Source organism: Lacrimispora sp. (assembly GCF_036758025.1).
Classification (GTDB): Bacteria; Bacillota; Clostridia; order Lachnospirales; family Lachnospiraceae; genus Lacrimispora.
Genome location: NZ_DAIOXM010000028.1, coordinates 51,567 through 57,566 on the forward strand (window position 1 = coordinate 51,567; position 6,000 = coordinate 57,566).

6 protein-coding genes are annotated in these 6,000 nt (G+C 46.4%); 4 read left to right on the plus strand and 2 right to left on the minus strand.

Annotation, left to right across the window (positions count from 1 at the left end):
- Nucleotides 1–107: 107 nt before the first annotated feature.
- Together V7M78_RS18925 and V7M78_RS18930 are read right to left on the minus strand one after the other, a co-directional pair.
- Nucleotides 108–2,039 carry a sigma 54-interacting transcriptional regulator gene (locus V7M78_RS18925; protein ID WP_333651930.1) on the minus strand — a complete coding sequence of 644 codons (1,932 nt, stop codon included), beginning with the start codon at nucleotides 2,037–2,039 and terminating at the stop codon, nucleotides 108–110.
- Nucleotides 2,005–2,883: an MBL fold metallo-hydrolase gene (locus tag V7M78_RS18930; RefSeq protein ID WP_333651931.1), complete on the minus strand. Its 879-nt coding sequence runs from the start codon at nucleotides 2,881–2,883 to the stop codon at nucleotides 2,005–2,007. The genes V7M78_RS18925 and V7M78_RS18930 overlap by 35 nt, the downstream gene beginning before the upstream one ends.
- A 284-nt stretch (nucleotides 2,884–3,167) precedes the next feature.
- On the opposite strand from V7M78_RS18930, the gene dpsA reads away from it, so the two are divergent.
- From dpsA to V7M78_RS18950, 4 genes are all read left to right on the plus strand, one after another.
- Nucleotides 3,168–4,001 carry a dipicolinate synthase subunit DpsA gene (dpsA, locus tag V7M78_RS18935; RefSeq protein WP_333651932.1) on the plus strand — a complete coding sequence of 278 codons (834 nt, stop codon included), beginning with the start codon at nucleotides 3,168–3,170 and terminating at the stop codon, nucleotides 3,999–4,001.
- A gap of 12 nt (nucleotides 4,002–4,013) precedes the next feature.
- Nucleotides 4,014–4,592, plus strand: a complete 579-nt coding sequence (locus V7M78_RS18940; RefSeq protein WP_333651933.1) for a dipicolinate synthase subunit B — start codon at nucleotides 4,014–4,016, stop codon at nucleotides 4,590–4,592.
- Between the two features lie 123 nt (nucleotides 4,593–4,715).
- Nucleotides 4,716–5,018, plus strand: coding sequence for a hypothetical protein (locus V7M78_RS18945; RefSeq protein ID WP_333651934.1), 303 nt, complete (start codon nucleotides 4,716–4,718; stop codon nucleotides 5,016–5,018).
- A 129-nt stretch (nucleotides 5,019–5,147) separates the two neighbouring features.
- Nucleotides 5,148–6,000: LysM peptidoglycan-binding domain-containing protein (locus V7M78_RS18950; RefSeq protein WP_333651935.1), on the plus strand; the 853-nt coding region annotated here is incomplete at its 3' end.

Here is a 6,000-nt window from a genome sequence, read left to right on the forward strand (position 1 = left end):
TGCATGCATAATTTACACCTCATGCACGCATTTCATTTTTTACCATATTCATTTCATCCAGCTCTTTTTCGTTGCAAAATCATTTCAGCTTGAAAGAATACAATCCCCTATTTTTCATCAATTTCAAATTTTTTTATCTTTCTCCACAAGGTAGTGGTGCTGATATTCAGCTCCCTGGCCGTGAGGATACGGTTTCCATTATATTTTTTCAGCACTGCTTTCAAAAGTGTCCGTTCCGGATTTTCATCCGGTTCCCTCTCCCCATTCCCGTCCGGCCCTTCCGCTTCCGCCGCTGCATAAATACTGGTATCCCGGTGATACAGCTCATCCAAAAGATCCCTGACATATTCCTCTGTAATAGCTCTTTTGCCCACGGTCAGAATCATGCGTTCACAAAAAGCTTCCAGCTGAATGCTGTTTCCCTCCCAGGAATACTCCAAAAGGGCTTTTTTAGCACCGGCTGTCATCACATGATACCTGGAATACTGTTCCATATATTTTCTGGTATACAGATTCAGCAGATACTCCACATCCTCTCTTCTATCTTTTAGATTGGAGATTTTTAAGCGAAGGGACTTTAAGGTAAAATACAGATCAGAACGAAACCTGAATTCCCGGCGAAGTTCCGTTAAGTTCTTGGCAGTACAGGCAATGATTCTGGTATCAATCATTAAAGTGTCCTCAACCCGGCCGCTTCTCATAAGACGTTTTGTCCGTATGACCTTTGCCAGATTATATTGGGCAGGCAGGGTCAGCTTGTCAATGCTCTGTATCACCAACGTTCCATGGTTAGCCTCTGCAATGGCTCCCGGTTCCAGCTCACCGGTTCCCTCATTGCCGCTGCCAAACAAGGTCCTCATTTGCTGGTCCTGGGACAATCCAGCCATGTTGATCATAATAAAAGGCCCATTTTTTCTCATACTGTAATTATGGATTCCCTGGGCCACGGCATCCAGCTCCGGGCCTGATATGGCTTCAATCAGCATAGGGCTGGAGGACTGGGCATACAGCCGGGCCAGCTCCACCACCTTTCTCATGTCCTTTAAATTCCTGCTGATATCATCAAAGGTTCCATAAGCTACATATCCCCTTAAATACTGTTCCTTCCTCACATCCTTATCATTCATGTCAAGCCTCTTCAAACGGTTGCATGAGATGATGGCCCCGTCAATCCCCTTCCCCACCACAATGGGTTCTGCCGATACCACCAAAGACTGGTCCTGAAGGGTCAAAAACGTGGAATAATTCTCTGCCTTCCCTTCCAGAATCTGCTTCAAAGCCTTCTCATCCAGACCGCTTAAAAGGCCGGCAACAGGCTTTCCAATGCATTTTTCCGAATTACACCCAAGGATCTGCTCCATGGCCCGGTTCATCACAAGAACTTTGCCTGCCACACTGATCTTGATGATTCCGTTAAATGCGCTGTCCAAAATAGTGGAAAACTGAGCGTAATTGTGCTGCTCAATCTCCGCCATATAATACAGGGATTCCGCATTCTTAAGAGCCACCCGTATGGCTTCCCCTGTAGAAGACATGTAAATCCCCGGTATTCCCATCTGATAGGCCCCGTCAAGGGCCGCTTCGCCTCCGATGATGATATCCAGTTCATCTTCACCGGCCCTCTCCATGGTATTTCTCCATTCCTCCAAATCCTTTAAGATATAACGCCTTAAATCAACATGGTACAGCTCATTAAAATAGGTAGTATCACTGAGCATATCCCCCCAGCCGAAAATGCCGATTCTGGGACAGTCCCTTTCCACGATGCCCTTTGCCCTCATGACCAAAAGCCCAAGCTCCTGTGCCGTCATGACGATTTCCGCCACCGCCACATTGGTATGGCTCTTGATTTCAACCGCCTGCCTTCCCCGGGCAATGATAATATTGACCCCCTCTGAAATAGCTTTCTGGGCTTCTGTCACCGCATCTTCCGTCCTGATCTTTTTCAAAATGATCACATGATTGTCTTTTTCCTTTAAAATTTTCTGTGCCTGCTCATACATTTCATCGCTTGGCACAAACAATGCAATCCCCGACATCCATTTCCTCCTCTTCCCGAACCATAGCCTCAAACCGGTTTCTCACAAAATCCAGATATCCCCTCCACTCCGACCGGTCAACAAACGGATTAGGGCCTTCCGGATGAGCCTCCATAAACTGCCTCTTCTCAACCGTCCGGTTATGCCCCGTGTGGTTGCCCAGCATAATATCCACCCGCTCATCATACACCTTCTCCAGCCCCTTTAAAAAATCACTTCTGCAATGGCTGTTTCCATACCTCTCAACAAAAGAACCGCACATGGTATTAAGGCCTGCACCCCCATGCATTCCTGCAATCAGGCGGCCCCTGTCTCCTTCAATCTCTGTAAAAAAGGATATTGTACCGTCAGAATGACCGGGTGTGGTAACGATTCTGATGCTGGTATTTCCAAGAACGATCACATCTCCATCCTTCATAATCCGGTCCGGAACGAAAGGCTCAAAATATTGGCATCCGCTTGCCTCTGTCAAAGCCAGCTCAGGCCGTTCCCGGAACATAACTGCATCGCCTTCTCCAAGATACGTCTGTGCCCCTGACAGTTCTTTTAAGAGAGCCGTCCCTCCAAAATGATCGAAATGGCCGTGAGTATGTAAAATACAGCGGATATTTCCAGGGTTAAATCCCAATTCCCATATGGACTGAACCAGCATGGCTGATGTAGAAGGATAAGTGGTATCAATGAGAATCAGCCCTTCCCCAGTGTCAATCAGATGAGAACCCACACTTTTGTTTCCTACAAAATACAGGTTCCCGTAAATCCGGAAAGGCGGGATTCGGTATTTCTCAGGGCGGCGGTAAAAATCCTCCCTTGCTTTGATGTTGAATTCATATTTTGATATCATATTTCCCCTTTCTTCTACGGAAAGACCATCCCTTAAAAAGCAGTTTTACAGATATCATTATATCCTTTCGGACTTTGCATTGCTATTTCCATACTAACCAATCCTGATCCTGTCTTTTATGAGTTTATTACAGTTTCACTGTTTCTGCAAGGTTTCTGTTTCATACCTTTCATCTTTCTTTCAATCTTGAAACAAATTGAAAAATCCATGTCAATATTTTCCCTGTTTCCATACACAATTCAAACTTTTCGTCATATAAAACCATTATAAGGAGTGATGAACCTATGCATAATTTTCTTCTGTTAGGCGGCGATTCCAGGCAGGTTTTTTTAAGCCGCATTCTGGCCGGAAACGGTTTTAAGACAACCATTCACTATGACAGCAGCGATTCCTCTTTTTCCATGGAAGAAGCCATAAAAAACCACAATGTTATACTTTGTCCCATTCCATTTACCAGGGATAAAAGCAGCCTCTTTTCAGCTAATCCCATGGATGACCTGGGAATCGGAAACATTCTCAGCCTTTTAACCCCCGGACACATCCTGTTTGGAGGAAGCATTCCGGACTATGTAAAAGAATATGCAAAAAAGAACGGCATTGAATGCTTTGACTATATGGACATGGAAGATGTCACCATAAAAAATACCATAGCTACTGCAGAAGGTGCCATTGCCGAGGCAATCAAACTAAGTCCCGGCTGCCTTCACAAAAGCAAATGCCTGGTAACAGGATTCGGAAGGTGCGGAAAGACCCTGGCACTGAAACTGAAGGGGCTGGACGCCTCTGTAACCATAGCTGACCGCAAAAACACCCAGCTTGCTTCAGCCAATTCCATGGGGTTTGATACCGTGTCTCTTCATGACATGGATTCATCTATGGGAAATTATGAATTTATCTTCAATACCATACCGGCACTTATTTTTGAAGAAGACTTAATCCGCTCCATGAATCCGGAAGTTACCGTTATTGATATTGCCTCGGCCCCGGGCGGCATTGATTTTGAGTTTTGCAGACAACAGAATATCCGGGCCAAATTATGCCTTGGACTGCCGGGAATTTATGCACCTCAGACATCTGCTGAAATCTTATTCCAAGGTATTGTTAAAAATCTATCATAAAGGAGTCTTACAATGAAACTGGAAGGAATGAAAATCGGCCTGGCCTTTACCGGGTCCTTCTGCACCTTTGACAAAATAGAAAAAGAAGTAAAAGCCCTGGTGGAAAAAGGCGGAGACATCTACCCCATTTTTTCAACAAATATCCAGACCACCAATTCCCGGTTCGGGGATACGGGAGAATATATGAAACGCATTTCCGCCATAACCGGCCATGAACCCATATTAAACCTGGAGGAAGCAGAGCCTATCGGTCCCAAGGGCTATCTGGATATTCTTCTCATCGCTCCCTGCACCGGAAACACCCTTGCAAAGCTGGCTAACGGCATTACAGATACTCCTGTTCTCATGGCTGCCAAGGCCCACTTGAGAAATTCAAAGCCCCTTGTCATTTCCCTTTCCACCAATGACGCTTTGGGGATTAATTTTAAAAATGTAGGGGAATTGTTTAATGTGAAAAATATTTATTTCGTTCCCTTCGGCCAGGATGATCCTGTAAAGAAGCCCAACTCCATGATCGCACATACCCATCTGATTGCCGACACTCTGGAGCTGGCACTGGAAGGAAAACAGATACAGCCGGTCATTTTATAACCGGGAAGAGGAAGCAGCAGGAACTAAATAACCGGTTCCTGCTGTAATAAGCCTGAACACATCTCACTACTCCCTCTATGCCTCATATAATATTAATGTCATCAATTATAAAGGAGTGAAATTATGCCCCCATTTCCAAATCAAAACACAGGCCCGGGCGGTGCTATGCCAGCGGGACCTCCCCCTTCCGCCACACCTCAAAGAAATGCCCAGACCCGCGGAGCAACAAAAATGGTAAGCCCCGGCTCTATCAACAACTGCATTGGACGATTTACTTATGTATGGCTGAGCAACGGACAGGAATTTTGGTTCTTTCCTGTCCAGGTCTGGTTTAACAGCGTCGCAGGCTTTCGGTGGGACAGAAGATTCGGCTGGTCCTACACCGGAATTTCCTTAAACCGCATTGACATGTTCACCTGCACCTGATAAAACAAGGAAATTTTAAGCCTAAAAAAATAATTTAAAAAAAATCAAAAAAGGCCAAGTGTGACAGGTACTTTTCGATATTTTCAACATAACATAAGGCAAATTGTTTTATTGAAAGGCAATCATATTATGGCTTCTTGCCCTGTAGGATTTTTTTCTTATACCATCAGACCCGGCGATACGCTGTGGCTGCTTTCCCAGCGTTATTCTACTACCATTGATGCAATTACATCTGCCAATCCCGGCCTGACTGCAAACAATTTACAAGTGGGAAGGGTCATCTGCATTCCCGCAAGAAGGCCCCGTCCTCCGGTTACGCCGCCTTCTTCCGGCGGGTCTTCAGGAGGCGGCACAGCCCCTTGTCCCGTAGGTCTTCGCACCTATACCATTCAGAGAAATGATACCTTATGGATGCTTGCCCAGCGCTATTGCACCACTGTAGACACCATCAGGGCCTTAAATCCCGGCTTGAATCCCAACAACATGATGATTGGCCAGACAATCTGGATACCGGCCGGATACCGGCTTCCGGAACTGCCCATCTGGTTCCGCTCCCAGGCAATTACTCCGGGGGAAACCAATAACAGCAATGAAATAAACTCTTCCACGGAAGAAACCTGCTTATACACCATTGAAGCCGGGGATACCCTATGGCTGCTTTCCCAGCGTTTCCGGACCACAGTGGAAAACATCATGGCCGCAAATCCCGGTGTAAATCCCACTAATTTATTTATCGGCCAGGTAATCTGCGTTCCCAGAGGCGGCAGCAATGTTCCTCAGCCTGCGCCAATGCCTACACGGCCTACGACGCAGCCTATGCCGGCTCCTATGCCTACACAGCCTACGACGCAGCCTATGCCGACTCCAATGCCTACACAGCCCACGACGCAGCCTATGCCGACTCCAATGCCTACACGGCCTACGACGCAGCCTATGCCGACTCCAATGCCTACACAGCCTACGACACAGCCTATGCCGACTC